This is a genomic window from Streptomyces sp. NPDC004327, assembly GCF_042873935.1.
Classification (GTDB): Bacteria; Actinomycetota; Actinomycetes; order Streptomycetales; family Streptomycetaceae; genus Streptomyces.
In genome coordinates, this window is sequence record NZ_JBIAME010000004.1 from 649,317 (window position 1) to 668,335 (window position 19,019).

At 73.7% G+C, this 19,019-nt stretch carries 15 protein-coding genes; 7 read left to right on the plus strand and 8 right to left on the minus strand.

What is annotated here, in order from left to right:
- The first annotated feature begins 105 nt into the window (after nucleotides 1–105).
- Nucleotides 106–723 (plus strand): TetR/AcrR family transcriptional regulator, encoded by a 618-nt coding sequence (locus ACFYU9_RS17210; RefSeq protein ID WP_389213689.1) that lies wholly within the window; start codon nucleotides 106–108, stop codon nucleotides 721–723.
- 12 nt (nucleotides 724–735) lie between these two features.
- On the opposite strand, the gene ACFYU9_RS17215 is transcribed toward ACFYU9_RS17210, so the two are convergent.
- Both ACFYU9_RS17215 and ACFYU9_RS17220 read right to left on the minus strand, forming a co-directional pair.
- Nucleotides 736–1,542: a class II aldolase/adducin family protein gene (locus ACFYU9_RS17215; protein WP_389345246.1), complete on the minus strand. Its 807-nt coding sequence runs from the start codon at nucleotides 1,540–1,542 to the stop codon at nucleotides 736–738.
- Nucleotides 1,543–1,652: 110 nt separating this feature from the next.
- Entirely contained in the window at nucleotides 1,653–2,468 is an 816-nt protein-coding gene (locus ACFYU9_RS17220; protein WP_389345247.1) for a DUF3626 domain-containing protein, read from the minus strand.
- A gap of 101 nt (nucleotides 2,469–2,569) precedes the next feature.
- On the opposite strand from ACFYU9_RS17220, the gene ACFYU9_RS17225 reads away from it, so the two are divergent.
- The 3 genes from ACFYU9_RS17225 to ACFYU9_RS17235 all read left to right on the plus strand — a co-directional run bounded on the left by ACFYU9_RS17225 (nucleotide 2,570) and on the right by ACFYU9_RS17235 (nucleotide 5,266).
- Nucleotides 2,570–3,259, plus strand: coding sequence for a ThuA domain-containing protein (locus tag ACFYU9_RS17225; RefSeq protein WP_389213697.1), 690 nt, complete (start codon nucleotides 2,570–2,572; stop codon nucleotides 3,257–3,259).
- 111 nt (nucleotides 3,260–3,370) lie between these two features.
- Nucleotides 3,371–4,762 carry an NADP-dependent succinic semialdehyde dehydrogenase gene (locus ACFYU9_RS17230; protein ID WP_389345248.1) on the plus strand — a complete coding sequence of 464 codons (1,392 nt, stop codon included), beginning with the start codon at nucleotides 3,371–3,373 and terminating at the stop codon, nucleotides 4,760–4,762.
- Nucleotides 4,763–4,966: 204 nt separating this feature from the next.
- Entirely contained in the window at nucleotides 4,967–5,266 is a 300-nt protein-coding gene (locus tag ACFYU9_RS17235; RefSeq protein ID WP_389213703.1) for a DUF6342 family protein, read from the plus strand.
- 108 nt (nucleotides 5,267–5,374) lie between these two features.
- On the opposite strand, the gene ACFYU9_RS17240 is transcribed toward ACFYU9_RS17235, so the two are convergent.
- Both ACFYU9_RS17240 and ACFYU9_RS17245 read right to left on the minus strand, forming a co-directional pair.
- Nucleotides 5,375–6,400: a PHP domain-containing protein gene (locus ACFYU9_RS17240; RefSeq protein ID WP_389345249.1), complete on the minus strand. Its 1,026-nt coding sequence runs from the start codon at nucleotides 6,398–6,400 to the stop codon at nucleotides 5,375–5,377.
- A 19-nt stretch (nucleotides 6,401–6,419) separates the two neighbouring features.
- Nucleotides 6,420–8,513, minus strand: coding sequence for a SpoIIE family protein phosphatase (locus ACFYU9_RS17245; protein ID WP_389345250.1), 2,094 nt, complete (start codon nucleotides 8,511–8,513; stop codon nucleotides 6,420–6,422).
- A 35-nt stretch (nucleotides 8,514–8,548) separates the two neighbouring features.
- Here ACFYU9_RS17245 and ACFYU9_RS17250 point away from each other — a divergent pair, with 35 nt between their 5' ends.
- Nucleotides 8,549–11,875, plus strand: coding sequence for a BTAD domain-containing putative transcriptional regulator (locus tag ACFYU9_RS17250; protein WP_389345251.1), 3,327 nt, complete (start codon nucleotides 8,549–8,551; stop codon nucleotides 11,873–11,875).
- Here the strand turns inward: ACFYU9_RS17250 and ACFYU9_RS17255 are convergent, their stop codons facing one another.
- Nucleotides 11,876–12,778: a siderophore-interacting protein gene (locus ACFYU9_RS17255; protein WP_389345252.1), complete on the minus strand. Its 903-nt coding sequence runs from the start codon at nucleotides 12,776–12,778 to the stop codon at nucleotides 11,876–11,878. It lies immediately after the preceding gene.
- A gap of 148 nt (nucleotides 12,779–12,926) precedes the next feature.
- On the opposite strand from ACFYU9_RS17255, the gene ACFYU9_RS17260 reads away from it, so the two are divergent.
- Both ACFYU9_RS17260 and ACFYU9_RS17265 read left to right on the plus strand, forming a co-directional pair.
- Nucleotides 12,927–13,130 carry a hypothetical protein gene (locus ACFYU9_RS17260; protein WP_389213718.1) on the plus strand — a complete coding sequence of 68 codons (204 nt, stop codon included), beginning with the start codon at nucleotides 12,927–12,929 and terminating at the stop codon, nucleotides 13,128–13,130.
- 169 nt (nucleotides 13,131–13,299) lie between these two features.
- Nucleotides 13,300–14,490 carry an acyl-CoA dehydrogenase family protein gene (locus tag ACFYU9_RS17265; protein ID WP_389213721.1) on the plus strand — a complete coding sequence of 397 codons (1,191 nt, stop codon included), beginning with the start codon at nucleotides 13,300–13,302 and terminating at the stop codon, nucleotides 14,488–14,490.
- A 28-nt stretch (nucleotides 14,491–14,518) separates the two neighbouring features.
- On the opposite strand, the gene ACFYU9_RS17270 is transcribed toward ACFYU9_RS17265, so the two are convergent.
- Genes ACFYU9_RS17270 through ACFYU9_RS17280 form a run of 3 tightly spaced genes read right to left on the minus strand, consistent with a single transcriptional unit; the run spans nucleotide 14,519 to nucleotide 18,988 of the window.
- Nucleotides 14,519–16,210 (minus strand): dipeptide ABC transporter ATP-binding protein, encoded by a 1,692-nt coding sequence (locus ACFYU9_RS17270; protein WP_389345253.1) that lies wholly within the window; start codon nucleotides 16,208–16,210, stop codon nucleotides 14,519–14,521.
- Nucleotides 16,207–17,199: an ABC transporter permease gene (locus tag ACFYU9_RS17275; protein ID WP_389345254.1), complete on the minus strand. Its 993-nt coding sequence runs from the start codon at nucleotides 17,197–17,199 to the stop codon at nucleotides 16,207–16,209. The genes ACFYU9_RS17270 and ACFYU9_RS17275 overlap by 4 nt, the downstream gene beginning before the upstream one ends.
- 10 nt (nucleotides 17,200–17,209) lie before the next feature.
- The gene (locus ACFYU9_RS17280) at nucleotides 17,210–18,988 is read right to left on the minus strand and encodes an ABC transporter substrate-binding protein (protein ID WP_389213730.1); all 1,779 of its coding nucleotides are present in this window, start codon (nucleotides 18,986–18,988) and stop codon (nucleotides 17,210–17,212) included.
- Nucleotides 18,989–19,019 lie beyond the last annotated feature (31 nt).

A 19,019-nucleotide genomic window follows, 5' to 3' on the forward strand; every position in this document is an offset into this window, starting at 1 on the left:
ATCCTATCGTCGGCGGCCGGACCGCGCCCGGGCGAGCCGCCGGTATCGTGGACGGCCGACCGACCCCCGGCCGCCCGGCGCGGGGGCCCGAAGGAGGAACCACCCGTGCCGAAAGGTGTCACCAAACGCCGTCCCCGCACCCGCGCGGCCCTGTTGCGGGCGGCTTTGGAGACCTTCGCCGAGCACGGCTTCCACGCGGTGTCGATCGAGCAGATCTGCGAGCGCGCCGGGTTCACGCGGGGCGCCTACTACTCGAACTTCGCCAGCAAGGAAGAGCTCTTCCTCGCGCTCTTCGACGAGCACGGCGAGCAGATCGTGCGGCGGCTCGCCGAGTCGATCGACGCGCTCGGGCCGGAGGAGTACACCCTGGAACGGCTAGCCGGACTCGCCGCGCGGGTCGAGCCGGACGAGCGCGACTGGTACCTGGTCAGCATGGAGTTCACGCTGCACGCCATCCGCGATCCGCAGGCGGCCTGGGTGCTGGCCCGCCACGAGGCCCGGCTCCGCGCGGAACTCGCCCGCGGCCTGGAACTGGTCCTCGGCCGCGCGGGCCGCGAACTCACCGTGGACGCCGACCGGTTCGCCCGGCTGATCGTGGCCCTGCGCGAGGGCGGCCTCGCCCAGAGCTACGTCGAACCGGGCGAACTGCCGCCGGGCAGCCTCGAACGCGACTTCCTGGCACCGCTGTTGGAGGCTTCCACCCGCCCGGCCCGGGCCGTCTAGAAGACCTTCGGCTCAGTCGAGGAGGTCCGGGTCCGAGGCCGTGATCTGGTCCCAGAGCGGACGGGCCTGGAACCAGCCGGCCAGCGGCGAGCCGATCTGACCGCGGGTGAGCAGCGCCGTCTCGCGGTCGATGAGCTGCGGGGTGCCCGCCGCCATCGCCAACAGCTGGGCCTGGCAGGAGCGTTCCATCGTGACGAACCACCAGACCGCCTCGGCGACCGACTGGCCGACCGTGAGCAGTCCGTGGTTCTTGAGGATGACCGCCTTGTACGCGCCGAGCGCCTTGGCGACCCGCTCGCCCTCCTCCAGCTCGTTGACGACGCCGCGGTAGTCGTCGTAGATCCCGTGGTCCTCGAAGAACGCGCAGGCGTCCTGGGTGATCGGGTCGAGCGGCACGCCCAGGCTGGAGAACGCCTTGCCGTGCAGCGAGTGCGAGTGCGCGGCGGCGATCGCGTCCGGCCGGGCCGCGTGCACCTGGGAGTGGATGACGAAGGCGGCACGGTTCACCGGGCGACGGCCGTTGATCACCCGGCCGTCGTGGTCGACGCGGATCAGGTCGGACGCCTTGATCTGGGTGAAGCTCATGCCGAACGGGTTGACCCAGAAGGTGTCCGGATCCTCCGGGTCGCGCACGGTGATGTGCCCGGCGACGCCCTCGGAGAAGCCGAACCGGCCGAAGATCCGGAAGCCGGCGGCCAGTTGCTCCTTGCGGTACCGCCGCTCCTCCTCGACCGAATCGAAGCGCGGCGGCAGCGGCAGCGTGACCCCTTCCGGGAGCGGGCCGACGGCGGCGGCGAGGGCGGGCGGCAGGGTGCTCATGGAGGCCTCCGGGCGGGGACGGGAGTGCGGGGCGTCGGGGGTGCGGGCGCGCCAGAAGATACAGAGATGTATCCGATACGGCAATGACCTCACCGCTCACCCGCGGCGCCCTACGCGTCGGGCGCCCCGAACCGGGCCAGCAGGTGCCACACCCGCTTCACGTCCTGCCGGTCGTACCGCCCCGACTCCGCCGCCTCCTGCACGATCCGCGGATCCAGCCACCCGTCCACGGCCAGCGCGGCGCCGAGCTCCACGAACTCGGGGCCCCGGAACTCCGGGTGCCGCCGCAGCTCGGCCACCGACAGCCGGAAGCCGGCGTGCCACTCGACCGGGCAGGGCAGCGCCCGGGCCGCGGCCTCCACCTCCGTGCCGCGGAACGACGGGTCGAGGACGAGCGCCTCCACGTCCCGCGCGAGCTCGACCGGCCCGTGCACCTGGGCCTCCACGTAGTCGTCGAGCGCGTCCTTGCCGTCGGCGAGCGCGAGCGCGATCAGCGGCGCCGTGCGCTCCACGACGCCGAAGTCCGTCGGCTCCAGGACGCTGTCCGGATAGCAGAAGGTGGTCCGGGACAGCGCGGCGGCGGCGAGCCGCAGATGCGCGGAGCCGTAGCGCGGCGCGGCGCCGAAGGGGCGGCGCCGGTGGTCGAGCGCGCCGTACACCGGCCGCTCGTGCGCCGGGGCGTCGTCGTACGCGCCCCCGAAGATCCGGCTCTCCCAGCGCCAGCGGTCGCCGCCCGGGTGCGCGGTGAGCCCGCCGTTGCTGGTGCCGGTGACGAACTGGGAGCGGTAGACGCCGTCCTCGGCGAGGCGGGCGAGGAAGGTGGGGTGGAAGTTGAGCGTCACGCGCAGCGCCGGGTCGAGCGGGCCGCCGGTGGCACGGGCGGAGACATGGGCGAGGGCGCGGTGCGGCCGGGTGAGCAGGTCCATCGGCGCAGTCTGCCGCAGGCCGGGGCCTTGCGGCGCGGCGTTTTCGCTGGCTAGGGTCGCGGGAGAAAGCGCTTTCCGAGTGGCGGGGGAGAATGCGTAGCGTGCCCGGCAACGACACCGGCGGCGGCCGGGACGTCCTGCTCTTCACCCGTACCACCGGCTACCGCCACGACTCCATTCCCGCCGGCACCGCCGCCCTCGCCGCCCTCGCCCGCACCGCCGGCCTGACCGCCGAGAGCACCGAGGACCCCGCCGCCCTCACCCCCGCCCGGCTGGCCCGCTGCGCCGCCGTCGTCCTCCTCTCCACCACCGGCACCGTGCTCACCGACGAGGGCCGGTCCGCCTTCGAGGCGTACGTGCGGGGCGGGGGAGGCGTGCTCGCCGTGCACGCGGCGGCCAACGCCGAACCCGACTGGCCCTTCTACGGCGAACTGCTCGGCACCCGCTTCGGCGGCCACCCCGAGATCCAGCCCGGCACGGTCCTCGTGGACGACGCCGGGCACCCGGCGACGGCCGCGCTGCCGGCCCGCTGGGAGTGGACCGACGAGTGGTACAACTTCACCGCCAACCCGCGGGCCGCCGGCGTGCGCGTCCTCGCCCGCGCCGACGAGACCCGCTACCGCGGCGGCACCCTGGGCGCCGACCACCCGCTGGTGTGGTGCCGGGAGGCCGTGCCGGGCCGGGGCCGGGTGCTGTTCACCGCGCTCGGCCACACCCCGGAGTCGTACGCCGATCCCGTCTTCCGCGCCCACCTGGCGGGCGCCCTGCGCTGGGTGGCCGGAGTCGCGTGACCGGGCGCGGGTCACCCCGCCGTCCCGCCCCGATTGCGGCCGGACCCGGTCCGCGAGACGTTGACCGTGGGGGAGAACGTCTGCGGGGGCTCCAGGCAACGAGGAGACGACATGGGCATCGCCACCGTGAACCCGGCGACGGGCGAGACGCTGCGCACGTACGAGGCCCACGGGCCCGCCGAGGTCGAGCGGCGCGTCGACGCCGCCCACGAGGCGTACCGCCAGTACCGCACCACTTCCTTCGCCGAGCGCGCCCGGCTGATGCGCGCCGCCGCGGTGCTGCTCGACGAGGACACCGAGGACATCGCCCGCACCATGACCACCGAGATGGGCAAGCCGATCGTCGCGGCCCGCGCCGAGGCGGCCAAGTGCGCCAAGGCCATGCGCTGGTACGCGCAGAACGCCGAGGCGCTGCTCGCCGACGAGCAGCCCGCCGAGCGCGACGTGCAGGACTCGGGCGCCGACCTGGCCCGGGTGCACTACCGGCCGCTCGGCCCGATCCTCGCCGTCATGCCGTGGAACTTCCCGCTCTGGCAGGTGATCCGGTTCGCCGCGCCCGCGCTGATGGCCGGCAACACCGGCCTGCTCAAGCACGCCTCCAACGTGCCGCGCACCGCCCTCTACCTCGGCGACCTCTTCCGCCGCGCCGGCTTCCCCGAGGGCTGCTTCCAGACCCTGCTGATCGGCTCCGGCGCCGTCGAGGGCGTGCTGCGCGACCCGCGGATCGCGGCCGCCACGCTCACCGGCAGCGAACCGGCCGGCCGCTCCGTCGCGGCCATCGCCGGCGACGAGGTGAAGAAGACCGTCCTGGAGCTCGGCGGCAGCGACCCGTACATCGTGATGCCCTCGGCCGACCTGCCCCGGGCCGTCAAGACCGCCGTCACCGCCCGTGTGCAGAACAACGGCCAGTCCTGCATCGCCGCCAAGCGGTTCATCGTCCACGAGGCCGTCTACGACGACTTCGCCGAACGCTTCACCGCCGCCATGAACGCCCTCAACGTCGGTGACCCGCTCGACGACGACACCGACGTCGGCCCGCTCGCCACCGAACAGGGCCGCGCCGACCTGGAGGCCCTCGTCGACGACGCCGTAGCCGTCGGCGCGACCGTGCTGTGCGGCGGCGCCCGCCCGGACGGGTTCCCGCGCGGCTGGTTCTACCAGCCGACGGTCCTGACCGGCATCACCCCGGCCATGCGCATCCACCGCGAGGAGGCCTTCGGCCCCGTCGCCACGCTCTACCCGGTCGCCGACATCGAGGAGGCCGTCGCCGTCGCCAACGACTCGCCCTTCGGCCTCAGTTCGAACGTCTGGACTCGCAACGACGAGGACATCGCCTTCTTCGTCCGCGACCTGGAGGCGGGCGGCGTCTTCGTCAACGGCATGACCGCGTCCCACCCCGCGCTGCCGTTCGGCGGCGTGAAGCGCTCCGGGTACGGGCGCGAGCTGTCCGGGCACGGCATCCGCGAGTTCTGCAACGTGACCACGGTCTGGCAGCGCGCCTGACCTCCGCTTGGTCCCCTTTCCGCCGCTCCGGGCGGCATGAGTGCTCTCTCCCTTTCGGCCTCCCGTGTGCCGTGAATTAGCCAAAATCCGGTCATCTGCTCATCTAGCCTGACGTAGTTCGACGGACTGGTCCCTTCCGGTGATCGGAGCTGCATAAGGTCCCTCGTGCATCCGCCGGAACAACTGGACTGGAGAGGAAGCCTCATGGCCGACATCGATCTCGGACTGGCGACGGACTGGGAAGAGGGCGACACCCACGGTCGGGTCAAGCTGCGGGACAACCAGGTCTACCCGAACTCGCCCAAGAAGGACGTGCTCATCAGCTCGCCGGTGAGCATCGAGCTCTCCGTGAACACGAACTTCTCCACCTCCCAGGAGGCGGACAAGATCTACTTCACGACCCACCACGGCTCCACGAAGAAGATCATCGGGATCCTGGACTCCGACGGGAACCTGTACATCGCCGGTCGCGTGATCACGGACCAGAAGGACCTGCGGTACTGAAAGGCCCGCGGTACTGAAGGCTGAGGCACTCCGGCTCGCCTGATGACCCGCTCGGGGGCGGTGGCGGATTCCGCCACCGCCCCCGTTCCCGTCCGGCGGTCATCACGGTCATTCCCGCGTCCACGCCAGCAGCCGCTCCGCCGGCCACGTGTTGATCACCCGCTCCGCCGGCACCCCGCACTCCTCCGCCCGCGCGCAGCCCAGGATCTGCCACGCCAGCTGGCCCGGCGCGTGCGCGTCGGTGTCGACCGCGAAGTACACGCCCGCCGCCACCGCCTCGCGGAGCAGCCGGCGGGGCGGGTCGAGGCGTTCCGGGCGGCTGTTGATCTCGACCGCCGTGCCGGACTCGGCGCAGGCCGCGAAGACCCGTTCGGCGTCGAACTCCGATTCGGGGCGCAGTCGGCCGCCGGCGACCAGCCGGCCGGTGCAGTGACCGAGGACGTCCATCAGCGGATCGCGCACCGCGCGTTCGAGGCGCCGGGTCATCGCCCGGGCGTCCATCCGCAGCTTGGAGTGCACCGAGCCCACCACCAGGTCGAGCCGGTCGAGGAGTTCGGGCTCCTGGTCGAGCGAGCCGTCCTCCAGGATGTCGCACTCGATGCCGGTGAGCAGCCGGAAGGGAGCCCACTGCTCGTTCAGCGCGGCCACCACGTCCAGCTGCTCGCGCAGCCGGTCGGGCGACAGCCCGCGCGCCACCTTCAGGCTGGGCGAATGGTCCGTCAGAACGGTCCACTCGTGGCCGAGTCGCAGTGCCGTGCGCCCCATGTCCTCGATGGTGCTGCCGCCGTCCGACCAGTCCGAGTGCACGTGGCAGTCGCCGCGCAGCGCGGCCCGCAGACGCTCGCCGCCGGCCGTCTCCCCGGGGACTCCGAGCGAGTCCTCCAGCTCCTTCTCCAGGTCCCGCAGATACGCGGGCACCTGCCCCGCCAGCGCCTCGCGCACCACGGCCGCCGTCTTCGGCCCGATGCCCTTCACCGACTCCAGGCTGCCCGCGGCCGCGCGCCGCGCCACCTCCCGCGGGCCGAGCTCCGTGACCGCCGCCGAGGCCGTGCGGAAGGCCCGGGCCCGGTAGGCGGGTGCCTGTGAGCGCTCCAGGAGGAACGCGATCCGCTCCAGGGCCGCCACCGGATCCATCGGCCGCACCGTCCTTCGCTCAGTCCGCCACGACGGGGAATCCGCCGGCGGAGCCGTCCGCCGGCTCGGGCCCGATCTCGCACCACACGGCCTTGCCCTCGCCGCGCGGCTCCACGCCCCACCGCGCGGCGATCGCGTCCATCAGGAGCAGCCCGCGCCCCGACGTCGCCGCCTCGCCCGGGGTGCGCCGCCGCGGCCAGGCGCTCGACCGGTCCTGCACCGAGAGCCGCACCCGGCGCACCGGCTCCGGCAGCACCTCCAGGGTGAGCACGGCGCCGCCCTCCGTGTGCAGCAGCACGTTGACGAGCAGCTCGCCGGTCAACAGCTCGGCGTCGTCGGCGAGTTCGGGCATGCCCCAGTCGACGAGCGCCTGCCCCACCGCCGCCCGGGCGTCCGACAGGCCCTGTGGATCGGCCTGGTGGATGTACTGGTGGATGCGCGGCGCCCGGGGCGTGCCCGGGTCGGGGGTGCGGCGCAGCACGAGCAGCGCCACGTCGTCGCCCGAACCCCACCGCTCCCACAAGGTCTCGGACAGGTGGTCCGCGAGCGCCTCCGCCTGCGGCGGGCCGCTGCTCACCGCCTCCGCGAGCGCCTCAAGCCCCGACTCGATGTTCGTGCCGGGCTGCTCGACCAGGCCGTCCGTGTACAGCACCAGCGTCTCGCCCGGCACCAGGTCGAGCCGGGTCTCCGGGAACTCCTCGTCCCCGAAGACCGTCGCGAGCCCCAGCGGAAGTCCGCCGCGCAGCTTCGGCCGGCCCACCCGGCCGTCCGTGTGCCGGATCAGCGGCCCCAGGTGGCCCGCCCGCACCCCGCGCACCGTGCCGCCGGCCAGGTCCACCTGCGCGTACGTGCAGGTCGCGAAGCGGTTGGTGTCGAGCTCGGCGAGGAAGCGGGAGGCCCGGGCGAGCACCGTCGAGGGGGCGTGGCCCTCGCCCGCGTACGCCCGCAGCGCGATCCGCAGCTGCCCCATGATCGCGGCCGCGTGGGTGTCATGGCCCTGGACGTCGCCCACGACGACGCCGACCCGCCCGCGCGGCAGCGGGATCACGTCGTACCAGTCGCCGCCGACCTGCCGACCGCTCCACGCCGCGTGATAGCGCACCGCGATCTCGCCGCCCGCGATCTGCGGGATCCGGCGCGGCAGCATCGTCGCCTGCAGCCCGGTCGCCAGCTCCCGCTCCTCGTCGAAGAGGATCGCCCGCTGGAGCGACTGCGCCACGATCGCCGCCAGACCGAGCAGCAGATTGCGCTCGTCGGCCTTGAACGAGCTGGGCCGGCGGTAGAACAGCACCATCCCGCCGAGCGCCCGGGCCTGGGCGATCAGCGGCAGGTAGCAGGCCGAGCGGAACGGCATCCGGCTCACGTACGGGGTCAGCTCGGGGAAGTCCCGGCCCAGGTCCTGGAACGAGTTCACGAACCGCGGCCGGCCGCTCAGCACCGCCTCGGCGAGCGGCAGCCCGCGGTCCAGGCGGCGGCTGCGGAAGTCGTCGAGGACCTCCAGGGACTCGCCGCTGAGCGCGATGAGATTGAGCGAGCCGTTCTCCGCCAGGCCGAGGCACAGGCCGTCGGCGCCGAGCCGCGCCAGCCCGCCGGGGCCGGTCAGCGACGCCGTCACGTCGTCCACGGTCACCGCCCGCGACAGCGCGTGCGTCGTCCGCTCCACGATGCTCGTCTGCACCTCGCGGCGCTTCTCCAGGTCCATCACGAAAGCCGAGTGCGTCACCTCGGCCGTCGCGTCCCGCGCGATCCCCACGATCCGGTGCGCCCGGCCGTCGTCCCGGCGCAGGATCCGGGCCTGCACTTGCGTCCATTGGGGTGTCCCGTCGGCCGCCTCGACCCGTACGTGCGCAGAGTACGAGTTCTCGCCGCCGGTGATCGCGTGCCGGACCACGCCCTCCAGACGGACCCGCTCCTGCGGGTCCAGGCCGCGCAGGAGCGTCGCGGGCCGCCCGTCGAACTCGTCCGCGGCAAGGCCGAACACCAGCAGGCCCGCGTCGTCGACATCGATGTGGCCGGTGTCGAGGTCCCAGTCGAAGCTGCCGGTGCGGTTCATGGCGAGGCGCTCGGCCGGCCCGATCTCGCCGCCGTGCGCGCTCAGCTCGTCATCGGTCATCTTCCCCATTGTCGAACCGGCACCCCCCGCACGCCATGGCGGCGACACCGCCACACGGGCGGATTCGGCAGAATGGCGCGGTGCAGCCGCCCCCGCCCTACCGCATCCTCGGCCCCGTCCGGGCCCCCGGCGCCGACGGCCCGGACGCCGCCCTCAGCGGCGCCCGGCTCCGCGCCCTGCTCACCGCCCTCGCCGCGGCGGGCGGCCGCCCCGTGCGGACGGACGACCTGATCGCCCAGGTGTGGGCGGAGGAACCTGGCGGCGGGCGGGCCGGCCGGCTGGCGGCGCTCCAGGCCCTGGTGGGCCGGCTGCGCCGGGCCCTCGGCCACGAGGCCGTCGCCTCCGTGCCCGGCGGCTACCGGCTCGCCGCCGCACCCGAGGACGTGGACGCCTTCCGCTTCGAGCGGGCCGCGGACGAGGCGGCGCGGGAGCTGGCCGCCGGCCGGCCGGAGCGCGCGGCGGCGCTCCTCGACGAGGCCCTCGCGCTGTGGCGCGGCCCCGCCCTCGCCGACCTGCCCGGCCATGCCACCGACCCGCTCGCCGTCCGGCTCGAACAGCGCCGCTCCCGCGCCCGCCGCGACCGCCTCGCCGCCGCCGTCGCGCTCGGCGAGGCGACGGCCGTCCTGCCCGAGCTGACCGAGCTGCGCGCCGGCCACCCGCTCGACGAACCGCTCCAGGCCCTGTGGCTGCGCGCCCTGCGCGCCGCCGGGCGCCCCGCCGAGGCACTCGCCGCGTACGAGACGGTGCGCCGCACCCTGGCCGAACGCCTCGGCACCGAGCCGGGCCCCGAACTCAAGGCCCTGTACGAGGAGTTGCTGGCGGGCGAGCAGCCGCACCGGCCGCCGGCGCGGCCGCCGCTGCCCGCGCCGCTCACCTCGTTCCTCGGCCGCGACACCGAACTGGCCGAACTGGGCGAGGCGCTGGACCGTGCCCGGCTCGTCACCCTGACCGGCCCCGGCGGCGTCGGCAAGACGCGTCTCGCCCTGGAGGCCGCGCGCGCCCGCCCGGGCGAGGCGGCCGTCGCCGAACTCGCCTCCGTGCGCGCCGAGTCCGACGTCCCCGCCGCCGTCCTCACCGCCCTCGGCGCCCGCGAGACCCATCTGCGCGCCACGCCCGCCCTCACCGACCCCGCCACCCGCGACGCCCTCACCGTCCTCGTCGAACACTGCTCCCGGCGCCGCCTGCTCCTCGTCCTCGACAACTGCGAGCACGTGGTCGGCGCCGCTGCCGAGCTGGCCGAGACGCTGCTCGCCCGCTGCCCCGGTGTCACCGTCCTCGCCACCAGCCGCGAGCCGCTGGGCGTCCCCGGCGAGGTGCTGCACCCGCTCGGCCCGCTGCCGGTGGCCACCGCGCTGCGGCTGCTCGGCGAGCGTGGCGCGGCTGTGCGTCCCGGCTTCCGGGTCGAGGACGACCCCGAGGCCGCGGCGGAGATCGTCCGCCGTCTCGACGGCCTGCCGCTGGCGATCGAGCTGGCCGCGGCCCGGCTGCGGATGCTCACCGCGCGTCAGATCGCCGACCGGCTCGACGACCGTTTCCGGCTTCTCACTTCGGGCGCGCGGACGGTGCTGCCGCGGCAGCAGACGCTGCGTGCGGTGGTCGACTGGTCGTGGGACCTCTTGGACGAGGGCGAGCGGGCGGTGCTGCGGCGTCTGGCGGTGTTCACGGGTGGCTGTGATCTGGAGGCGGCGGAGGCGGTGTGCGGTGAGCCGGGGGAGGGTGGCGGTGTCCTCGATCTGCTCGGTTCGCTGGTCGACAAGTCGCTCGTCGTCGCCACCGAGGCCGGGTCGGAGGCAGGGGCCCGGTTCGGCACCGGCATGCGCTACCGGCTTTTGGAGACCGTCGCCGAGTACGCCTCCGAGCGGCTCGACGAGGCCGGGGACCGGCCGGCCGCCGAGCGGCGCCACCTCACCCACTACCGGGAACTCGCCCGCCTTGCCGATCTCGAACTCCGCGGCCCCCGGCGGGCGTTCGCGCTGCGGCGGCTGGAGACCGAGCACGACAACGTGCGCGGGGCGCTGCGAACCGCCGTGCGGGGTCGGGACGAGCAGGAGGCGCTGTGTCTCGTGCACGCCATGAGCTGGTTCTGGCAGCTGCGGAACCACCTGGACGACGCGCGGACGTGGCTCGGCGAGGTGGCCGGGATCGGGGTGGATCCGTTCGAGGAGCCAGTGCGGGAGGCGACGGCGTTCGACGGGCGGTGTCACGAGGTGGCGCCGCCGTGGACGGGGGAGCGGCTGTGGGAGGCGCGCCGGGGCGGGCGGCTGCTCGCGCTCGCCACCCAGGGCGGCGACGTCACCGGGGCGGGCATGCAGGGGCGGCTCGAACCGGTCGTCGCCGCCTACCGGCCCGGACTGCCGCAGAACTGCCGGCACCCCGGCTTCATGTGGTTCTTCGCGCGGCTGATGACGGGCCGGTTCGCGAGCATGGACGACACGCTGACCGAGCTCGTGGCCGCGGCCCGCGCGCACGGGGACCGCTGGGACCTCGCCTTCGCGCTGCTCATGCGGGCGCGGCTGCTCGGCGGGCGGCCCGACGACGCGGACGAGGCGCTGAGCCTGTTCGAGGCGGCGGGGGACTCCTGGGGCGTCGCCGAGGCGCTGGCCGCGCGCGGTGAGACGTACGAGCGCGCGGGCCGCGCCGACGAGGCCGCCGCGGACTTCGCGCGGGCGATGGACGCGGCCGCGCTCCTCGGGGCCCGCTCCCAGATCCCGGTGTTCAAGGCGCTGCTCGCCTCCGTCCGGCTGCGCACCCCGGCCGTGGCCGCCGACCCGGCCGCCCGCGCCGACGCCGAACGCCTGCTGGCCGAGGCCGCCGAGGAGTCGGGCGAGTCCGGCGCCGAGGCGGTCAGCACCGCCCGGCTGCTGCTCGCCCAGCACTACGGCGGCACCGGCCGCACCGCGCTCGCCCGCGAGCAACTCCACCGCATGCACGCCGAGTTGGGTCACACCACCCCGGGCCTCTTCCCGGGCGTGCTCGGCGGTCTCGGCGCCTGGCTCGACTGCCTGGACGGCGCGTTCGAGCAGGCGACGGCCCGGCTCGCCCGCGCCGTACGGGAGATGGAGCCGCTCGCCCACATGGTCGCGCCCCACCTGCTCGTCACCCAGTTCGCGACCGCGGCCTGGGCGCGGGCCGGGACCGGCGCCGCCGAGGCGGGCGCGCGGCTGCTCGGCGCGTACGACACCCACCGCGGCAACCCGGCCGGCGCCGGGATCCGTCCCCTCTCCGCCCACACCGAGGCCGCGATCCGCGACCGCGCCGAGCGGGCCCTGCGCGCCGCCCTCGGCCCCGCCGGCTACGCCGACCGCCACGCGGAGGGCCGCGCCCTCACCGTCAAGGAGGCGGCCGCCCTCGTACGGGAGTGACTACCCCTCCATGCCAGCCAGCCGCTCCCGCGCCTCCGCCAGGTCCTGCGGCGTCGGCGCGTCGTCCTGGGTCAGGCGGCGCCGCCAGTATCCGGCGAAGTCGACCGCCCGCCGGTCGACGCCCCGCTCCTCCACCAGGTGGCGGCGCAGCGCCCGCACCGTCCCGGCCTCGCCGGCCAGCCACACGTACGGCGAGCCGTCGGGGAGGACGGCCGCCCGCACCGCGTCGAGCAGCGACTGCGTGCCGTGCAGCCAGTGCACGGTCAGCGCGCCCGGTGAGGCCGGCGGCTGCTCCTCCGCCGCGTCGGCGACCTGGACGTACGCGACGGCCCGGTGACCCGGCGGCAGCGCCTCGGCGAGCGTGGCCAGGGCGGGCAGCGCACAGGCGTCCGCGACCAGCAGCGTCCAGTCGCCCGCGCCCGGGTCGACGGGCGCGGCGAACAGGTCGGACGGCCCGAACATCCCGAGGACGTCCCCGGGCCGCGCGCCCCGCGCCCACCGCGTCGCGGGCCCCTCGCCGTACCGCTCTCCCTCCTCCTCCGTCCGTTCCTCGCCGTACGCCTCGCCGTGCAGCAGGAAGTCGACGTCGACCGTCCCGGCGGCCGGATCGTGCGCCCGCACGGTGTAGCTGCGCATCCAGGGACGCCGCTCCTCCGGGAGCGCGCCGTACGCCGCGTACCAGCGCATCACGTCGCCGTCCGGGTCGGGCGCGGGCAGCTCGGGCTCGGTCTGACCGGCGCGCGGGAAGTAGAGCTTGACCTGCGCGTCGGGCCGGGCGAGCGGAGCCCCGACCAGGGACGGGTCGCCGAGGGTGACGCGGACCATGCGCGGGGTGAGCGGCCGGACGGCGGTCACCCGGACACGGCGCAGCGGGAATCCCGAAGAGGGGGAGGCAGGGGGCATGGGGTGGCTCCTGAGCTGTCGTGATGGCCGGGCCGTCAGCCTCTCCGGCGCCGTCGACACGGCGCCGACACCGCACCGACATGCGGGACCGGGACCCGGCCACGAGAATGGCCAGTGCCTGCAGAAATGCGCGGAACGAGGAGGCGGCATGAACGGAGAAGCCGACAAGACGTCCAGGGGGGACACGCCGACGCCCGACAGGCTGCTGCACGCCGGGTCCGAGGGCGAGTTCACGGCCGAGGACCTGATCCTGGCCTCCGGGCGTGACGTGAACAAGAAGAGCCTTGCCTGGGCGGAGCGCCGTATGGCGGAAAAGGGAGCCCGCGCGTCCATGGACGAACTCCTCCCCTGACACCTCCCGACCTCTCGATCTTCCCCACACGTCGGACACCCGCCCGTCCAGCGGGGCGGAAGGGCCCGTACGCCGCCGAGCGGCGCACGGGCCCTTCCACATTTTTGGAACACGTTCTACCGTGGCCGCCCCAAGCTCCGAGCCCCGAGCCCGCGCCACGGGAGACGCCATGCACCTCGAGTACACGCCCGCCCAGCACCGCCTGCGCGCCGAGCTGCGTGCCTACTTCGCCGAGCTCGTCCCCGAGGACGTCCACGCCCGGTACGCCGACCCGGCCGCCCAGAAGCGCTTCTACCGCGAGACCGTGCGCCGCCTCGGCACGGACGGCTGGCTGGGCGTCGGCTGGCCCACCGAGTACGGCGGACGCGGCCTCACCCCGATGGAGCAGTTCATCTTCTTCGACGAGGCCGCCCAGGCCGGCGTGCCGCTGCCGCTGATGGCCCTCAACACCGTCGGCCCGACGATCATGCGGTTCGGTACCGACGAGCAGAAGGCGTACTTCCTGCCCCGGATCCTCTCCGGCGAGATCGACTTCGCGATCGGCTACAGCGAGCCCGACGCCGGCACCGACCTCGCCGCCCTCAAGACCCGCGCGGTCCGCGAGGGCGACGAGACCACCGGGCACTACCTGGTCAACGGCCAGAAGATCTGGACCACCAACGGCGACACCGCCGACTGGGTCTGGCTCGCCGTCCGCACCGACCCCGACGCCCCGCCGCACAAGGGCATCACCATGCTGCTCGTGCCGACCAGCGACCCCGGCTACTCCTGCACCCTCATCAACACCCTCGCCTCCCACGACACCACCGCGAGCTACTACGAGGACATCCGCGTTCCGTGCTCGCGCCGGGTCGGCGACGAGAACAAGGGATGGCGGCTGATCACCAACCAGCTCAACCACGAGCGCGTGACCCTCGCCGCCCACGGCACCATGGCCATCCGCGCCCTGCACGACGTGCAGCGCTGGGCCGCCGGCACCAAGCTCGCCGACGGCCGCCGCGTCCTCGACCTCGGCTGGGTCCGCCGCACCCTGGCCCGCACCCACGCCCGCCTCGACGCGATGAAGCTGCTCAACTGGCAGATGGTGAACGCCGTCGAGCAGGACACCCTCACCCCGCAGGACGCCTCCGCCGTCAAGGTGTACGGCTCCGAGGCCCGCCGCGACGCCTACGCCTGGCTCATGGAGGTCACCGGCTCCGCCGGCGCGCTGAAGGAGGGCTCGGCCGGCGCGGTCCTGCACGGCGAACTCGAACGCGGCTACCGGTCCGCCGTCATCTTCACCTTCGGCGGCGGCAACAACGAGATCCAGCGCGAGATCATCTCCTGGATCGGTCTGGGCATGCCCCGCGTCCGCCGCTGAGCCGTGACGAGGCGGGGGCGCGGGGGGATCAGACGGGCGGCGAAGGCCGGCCGCCGGTGGGCAGGAGGTGGTGCGGGAACGCGTCCAGCAGTTCGCGGGTGTAGGGGGCGGCCGGTGAGTCGAAGACGGTGTCCCTCGGGCCCACCTCCACCAGTTCGCCCTGCTTCAGGACCGCGATCCGGTCGCAGAAGTGCCGTACCACCGCCAGGTCGTGGGAGATGAAGAGCAGCGACAGGCCGAGCTCCTCACGCAGGTCCATCAGGAGGTTCAGGACCTGCGCCTGGACCGACACGTCCAGCGCGGACACCGGTTCGTCGGCGATGACCAGGCGCGGCCGGAGGGCCAGTGCGCGGGCGATGCCGATGCGCTGGCGCTGACCGCCGGAGAACTCGTGCGGGTGACGGGAGAGGTGCGACGAGGACAGGCCGACCTGTTCCAGGAGTTCCGCCGCCCGCTTCCCGCGTTCCGCCCGGTCCAGGTCCGTGTGGATGCGCAGGGGCGTGGTGACGATCTGCTCCACGGTGTGGCGTGGGTTCAGCGACGCGTACGGGTCCTGGAAGACCAGTTGCACGTCGCGGCTCAGCTCGCGGCGCAGACGGGTGTCCGTCGCCGCCCCGGAGACGTCCCGGCCGTCGAAGAGGACCTCCCCGCTCGTGGGGCGGCGCAGGCCGGTCAGGGCTCGCGCGATGGTGGACTTGCCCGAGCCCGACTCGCCCACCAGGCCCAGGGTCTCCCCGCGTGCCACGTGGAGGCTCACGCCCTTCACCGCGGGGTGGGGGCTGGCGCGGCGGCGGCCCGGGTAGTCCACGCGCAGGTCGCGTACTTCGGCCAGGACCCCGGGATCGGGGGCGGCGCGGAGGCGGGCCCTGGGGCGTGACTTCGGCTCCGGGTCGTCGACGGTGGGCAGGCGGGTGCCGGGGACGGTGTCCAGGGTGGGGGCCGCTCCGATGAGGGCCTTGGTGTAGGGATGGGCGGGGGAGGTCAGGAGGCGTTCGGTGGGGCCTTCTTCGAGTGCCTCGCCGTCGCGCATCACCAGCATGCGGTCGCATGTCCGCGCCACCACGCCCACGTCGTGGGTGATGAGGAGCATGGCCGTCCCCGCCTCCGACTGGAGTTCGCGGATCAGGTCGAGCACCTGGTGCTGGACTCGGGCGTCCAGTGCCGTGGTCGGTTCGTCGGCGATCAGGACGCCCGGGTCGTTGATCAGCGCCATGGCGATGACGACGCGCTGACGCATGCCGCCGGAGAGGTGGTGGGGGTGGTCGGCGGCGCGGGCGGCCGGGATGCCCACCCGCTCCAGCATCGCCGCCGCGCGTTCCCGTGCCTCCCCGCGGCCGGCCCGCGGATGGTGGATGCGGTACGCCTCCGCGATCTGGGCGCCGATGGTGTGGTACGGCGACAGCGCGTCCAGGGCGTCCTGGAAGACCATCGCGACACGGGCGCCCCTGACCTTCCGCAGAGCCGCTTCGGGCGCGCCGACCAGATCGAGGCCGCCGTCGCCGAGTCGGATGCCGCCCTCGACGCGGGTACGCGCCGGATCGTGGAGGGCCAGGGCGGCCAGGCCGATCGTCGACTTGCCCGACCCCGACTCCCCGACGAGACCCAGGACTTCGCCCGGGGCCACGTCGAAGGAGACGTCACGGACGGCGGAGACCGGGCCGCGCACGGTGTGGAAGGTGACCGCCAGATCGCGGACGCTCAGTGCGGGTCGATCGCTCATGCGAGCCTCACTCGGGGATCCAGCCAGGCCACCAGCAGGTCGGCCACGGCCACGAACACGACGACGAAGAAGGCGGCGACGAGGACGGTGCCGACGACCGTGGGCAGGTCGTTGCCGGTCACCGCGTCGACGGCCAGCTTGCCGACGCCGCCGAGGCCGAACACGGTCTCGGTGATGAACGCGCCCCCGAGCAGGGCCCCGACCTCCAGGCCGAGCAGCTGGACCAGCGGGCCGGCCGCTCCGCGCGCGGTGTACTTCAGGTGGGTGCGCAGGGTGCCCAGGCCCTTGGCGCGCGCCGTGCGGACGTACCCGTGGTGCATCGTCTCCAGCATCTGCGAGCGGGTGAGACGGGCGTAGACGGCGGCGTTGACGAAGCCCAGCACCAGCCACGGCAGGACCAGGCCGAGGGCCCACTGGCCGGGCTGATCGGCGAAGGGGACGTAACGCGGGGGCGCGAAGAGGCCCGTGGAGTAGACGAGCAGGAACTGGAGCACGTAGCCGAGGAAGTAGATCTGCACGCTGGCGCCCAGCAGGTTGAATCCGGACAGCAGGCGGTCGGTCGGCCTGCCCCGGCGCAGCGCCGACGCCAGGCCCGAGCCGACACCGAGGACGAGGATCACCGCGAGGGCGCCGACCGCGATCGAGACGGTCACCGGGAGGCGGTCCTCGATGGCGGCGAGTACGGGCTGGTGGAGCGTGTAGGAGTAGCCGAGGCAGGGGGCGGGGCAGGGGATCGGGGTGCCGTCGACGTCCGGGATGGTGCGGCCGCCGGCGATGCCGCCGACGTAGTCGGTGAACTGGGAGGCGATCGGCCGGTCGAGTCCCATGCTCGTCCGTACGGCTGCGAGCTGCGTGGAGTCGCACCTGGGGCCGCAGGCGATCAGGGCCGGGTCGGAGGGGGCGGCGTAGAAGAGCCCGAAGGTCGTGGCGGTGATCGCGAGGAGCACCGCCACGGCCTGCGCGACCCTCTTGAGGAGGTATCGGGTCATGGTCGCGGGGTCAGGAGTTCTTCACGTACACGTCGGCCAGGGCCGTGACGCCGTAGATCGGGTGGATGGCGGCGCCGCCGATCTTCTCGCCGCGGAACTGGGAGATGCTCTTGTAGAGGAAGGGCACCAGGGGGACGTCCTTCATGACCGTCTCCTCCAGACCGATCAGCTCCTCCGCCTTCTTCCGCGCGTCACCGATCTTCGAGATGCGGGCCAGTTCCCTGTCCACCCGCGGGTTGCCGTAGCGGATGGGGTTGGACACCGCGTCCAGGTGGCTCTCGTAGCCGAGGGGGAGCAGGGTCGACGGGGTGGGCCAGTCCACGGAGTTGGTCGACAGGAACAGGTCGTAGGGGTTGTCGCCGCCGCCGAAGACCACGTCGTTGAACGCGCCGGGCGGAAGGCCCTTCAGGACGAGCTTGATCCCGGCCTTGGCGAAGGCGTCGGCGAGGACCTGTGCGACCTGGTCGTCCTGCGGGCTCTCGGTGGGGTACGCGTACGTCAGCTTGGTGACCTTCGTCCTCGCCTTGGCCAGGTGCTCCTTGGCCTTGGCGATGTCGCCGGTGGGGGCGACGGGGTAGGGGTCGTACTTCTTCCATCCGACGACGGCCGGTGAGGAGAGGGTGGCCGCGATGTCGCCGGCGTAGCGGCCGCCGAGGACCTGGCGGGCCTGCTCGCGCGGGAAGACGTAGTGGATGGCCTTGCGGACCTCGGGATCGGTGACCCGGTCGTTCCTGATGTACAGGTCCTGGGTGTAGGCGCCCTGGCTGCCGGAGACGACCAGCTTCCGCTTGGCGGGGTCGCGTTCGACCGTCGCGAACAGCTCCGGCGGGAGCCTGTCCTTGGTGGTGAGCGTGGTCGCGCCGGTGCCCTGGCCGTTGAGCACCTCCTGTGCGGTGTTGAGGGCGGCCTTGCCGAAGGTGAACTCGAAGCGGTCCGGGTAGGCGTGCCGGATCGAGTCCGTCTCCGGCTTCCAGTACGGGTTGCGCTCCAGGGTGAGGCTGCGGTTCTGCTTGTGCTCGACGATCTTGTACGGCCCTGTGGCGAAGGGCCTGACGTCGTAGCCGGTGCCCGTGTCCTTGTCCTCGCGGACCGGCGAGGAGGAGGACTGGGAGGCCATGTACGGCACGTCGGACTGCGGTTCGGGGAAGTGGAAGACGATGGTCCTGTCGTCGGGCGTCTCGATGGCCTCGAGGTCGCCGTCCTTCTTGGGCCCGCCGTACTTCTTCACGGCCTCGGCGCGGTCCGCGGAGCCGGTGAGCCACTGCGGCCAGTAGGTGGGGCCGAGCTCGAAGCCCGGCCCGAAGGTGCGCTCGATGCCGTACTTGACCTGCTGTGCGGTGACGGGCCTGCCGTCCTCCCAGGCGATGCCGTCCTTCAGGTGGTACGTCCAGGTGCGGCCGCCGTCGGCGGAGGTGCCGGTGTCGGTCGCCAGGTCGCCGACCAGCCTGGGCCTGCCGTCGATGATCTGGTACTGCGTCAGCTGCCTGCCCCACAGCAGCGAGGTGCTGTACCTCTCGCCGGCGTAGATCTTCTGCGGGTCGAGGTGGGAGAAGTCCTGCTCGTTGGCGACGGTGACGGTGCCGCCCGCGCGGGCGCCGGGGATCTCGGCGGCGGGGCCCTGGCTGTCCTTCGCGGTGCCGAGGGTGGTGGTCAGCCGCTGACCGCTGGTGGCCGCGGCGCTGTTCTTGGCGTTCCCGGAACCCGCACCCGCGGAGCAGGAGCACAGCAGCAGGGCGGCGGTGGTGGCGAGAGCCGGAACGGCTGTGGCGCGCAGTCTGGTTGCGGGCATGACGAACTCCGTTGTGTCGTGCGGGTGTTGC

What these genes read in the sequence shown, in the direction of transcription:
- ACFYU9_RS17215 (WP_389345246.1), bottom strand. Translation starts at nt 1,542, where the DNA reads ATGAGCACCCTGCCGCCCGCCCTCGCCGCCGCCGTCGGCCCGCTCCCG.
- ACFYU9_RS17220 (WP_389345247.1), bottom strand. Translation starts at nt 2,468, where the DNA reads ATGGACCTGCTCACCCGGCCGCACCGCGCCCTCGCCCATGTCTCCGCC.
- ACFYU9_RS17230 (WP_389345248.1), top strand. Translation starts at nt 3,371, where the DNA reads ATGGGCATCGCCACCGTGAACCCGGCGACGGGCGAGACGCTGCGCACG.
- ACFYU9_RS17235 (WP_389213703.1), top strand. Translation starts at nt 4,967, where the DNA reads ATGGCCGACATCGATCTCGGACTGGCGACGGACTGGGAAGAGGGCGAC.
- ACFYU9_RS17240 (WP_389345249.1), bottom strand. Translation starts at nt 6,400, where the DNA reads ATGGATCCGGTGGCGGCCCTGGAGCGGATCGCGTTCCTCCTGGAGCGC.
- ACFYU9_RS17245 (WP_389345250.1), bottom strand. Translation starts at nt 8,513, where the DNA reads ATGACCGATGACGAGCTGAGCGCGCACGGCGGCGAGATCGGGCCGGCC.
- ACFYU9_RS17250 (WP_389345251.1), top strand. Translation starts at nt 8,549, where the DNA reads ATGGCGGCGACACCGCCACACGGGCGGATTCGGCAGAATGGCGCGGTG.
- ACFYU9_RS17255 (WP_389345252.1), bottom strand. Translation starts at nt 12,778, where the DNA reads ATGCCCCCTGCCTCCCCCTCTTCGGGATTCCCGCTGCGCCGTGTCCGG.
- ACFYU9_RS17260 (WP_389213718.1), top strand. Translation starts at nt 12,927, where the DNA reads ATGAACGGAGAAGCCGACAAGACGTCCAGGGGGGACACGCCGACGCCC.
- ACFYU9_RS17265 (WP_389213721.1), top strand. Translation starts at nt 13,300, where the DNA reads ATGCACCTCGAGTACACGCCCGCCCAGCACCGCCTGCGCGCCGAGCTG.
- ACFYU9_RS17270 (WP_389345253.1), bottom strand. Translation starts at nt 16,210, where the DNA reads ATGAGCGATCGACCCGCACTGAGCGTCCGCGATCTGGCGGTCACCTTC.
- ACFYU9_RS17275 (WP_389345254.1), bottom strand. Translation starts at nt 17,199, where the DNA reads ATGACCCGATACCTCCTCAAGAGGGTCGCGCAGGCCGTGGCGGTGCTC.
- ACFYU9_RS17280 (WP_389213730.1), bottom strand. Translation starts at nt 18,988, where the DNA reads ATGCCCGCAACCAGACTGCGCGCCACAGCCGTTCCGGCTCTCGCCACC.